The sequence below is a fragment of the Pseudomonas sp. EL_65y_Pfl1_R83 genome (assembly GCF_963970695.1).
Taxonomy (GTDB): domain Bacteria; phylum Pseudomonadota; class Gammaproteobacteria; order Pseudomonadales; family Pseudomonadaceae; genus Aquipseudomonas; species Aquipseudomonas tritici.
In genome coordinates this window covers 1-1,048 of the sequence record NZ_CAXAQI010000043.1, presented here as the reverse complement: position 1 = coordinate 1,048, position 1,048 = coordinate 1, and the positions used below count along the sequence as shown (strand labels likewise).

Genomic DNA, 1,048 nt, shown 5'->3' with positions numbered 1-1,048 from the left:
AAGGACTGATTGGCGGAAAAGACGCCGCGATCGATGCATCGTTCATAGCGGCTGATGCGAGCTGGCAGCGCAAGACCGTTCCTGGCTACCTGCCGTATGTCGCCAACGCGTCGCGCGCGGTTAGGGAGTGGGTGCACGACACAGGAGATGCCGTCTTTGAAATGGCGCGCTCGAAAAGCTGCCAAGGCGTCTCTCGAACGGATCCTGCCGCGGCTTGGTCGGCGCGAACGGTGCGTGGCCGGTTCGGCTACGCCCTGAATGCGCTGGTCGACACCCCGAGTGGCGTCGCTCTCGATGTGAAGGCGACACCGGCTCGGTTCGCGGAGGAAGTTGATGCGGGGCGCGTCATGCTCGAGCGATCGGCCGATCGCTTTGATTATCGTCCCAAGCGGGTTGCGGCCGACAAAGCCTATGGCAGCGCCAACTTCCTCGGCTTCGTAAGGGATCACGGCGCAATCCCGCACATTCCGGTAATCGACCGTACGCAACAGACCAAGGGCAAGCTGCCGCGAACGGCCTTCAGCTATGATCGTGACATTGACAGCTTTACCTGTCCGACCGGAAAGCCGCTCCGGCACCACGCCTTCCATCTGCCCACCGGCGTACACCGTTATGCAGCCGATGCGCGTGACTGCGAGGCGTGCGTGCTTCGGAAGAAATGCACGACGGCGCGGCGTCGTACCCTGGTTCGGCTGGACGATGAGGACGTCCGCGATCTTGCCAGAGCCGAAGTGGAAACCGGGCTCTACAAGCGGTCTATGCGGTTGCGGCGCGGGGTCGAACGGTTCTTCGCCGACGCCAAGGGCAAGCATGGCATGAGACGGCTTCACCTGCGCGGCATTCGCGGAGCAGAAGAGGAGTTCCTGATCGGCGCGGCGGTGATGAACCTGATGATCCTTGCGCGATCGAACCGACTGAACGGCAAGCCGCGTCGGGGGGTGTGCGTCCCCGCGGCTCTGACCCCGGCTGCCATATCGGCCCGGTCGATCGAACATGACGTGATCGTCTCGCCCGCTCGGCAATATGCCTGATCGCTGATGCGCGGCGT

At 63.5% G+C, this 1,048-nt stretch carries 1 protein-coding gene; it reads left to right on the top strand.

Features of this window, described 5'->3' with window-relative positions; all coding sequences use genetic code 11:
- On the top strand, positions 1 to 1,031 hold a 1,031-nt coding region (locus AACY08_RS27465; protein WP_339472257.1), incomplete at its 5' end, for a transposase.
- Positions 1,032 to 1,048 lie beyond the last annotated feature (17 nt).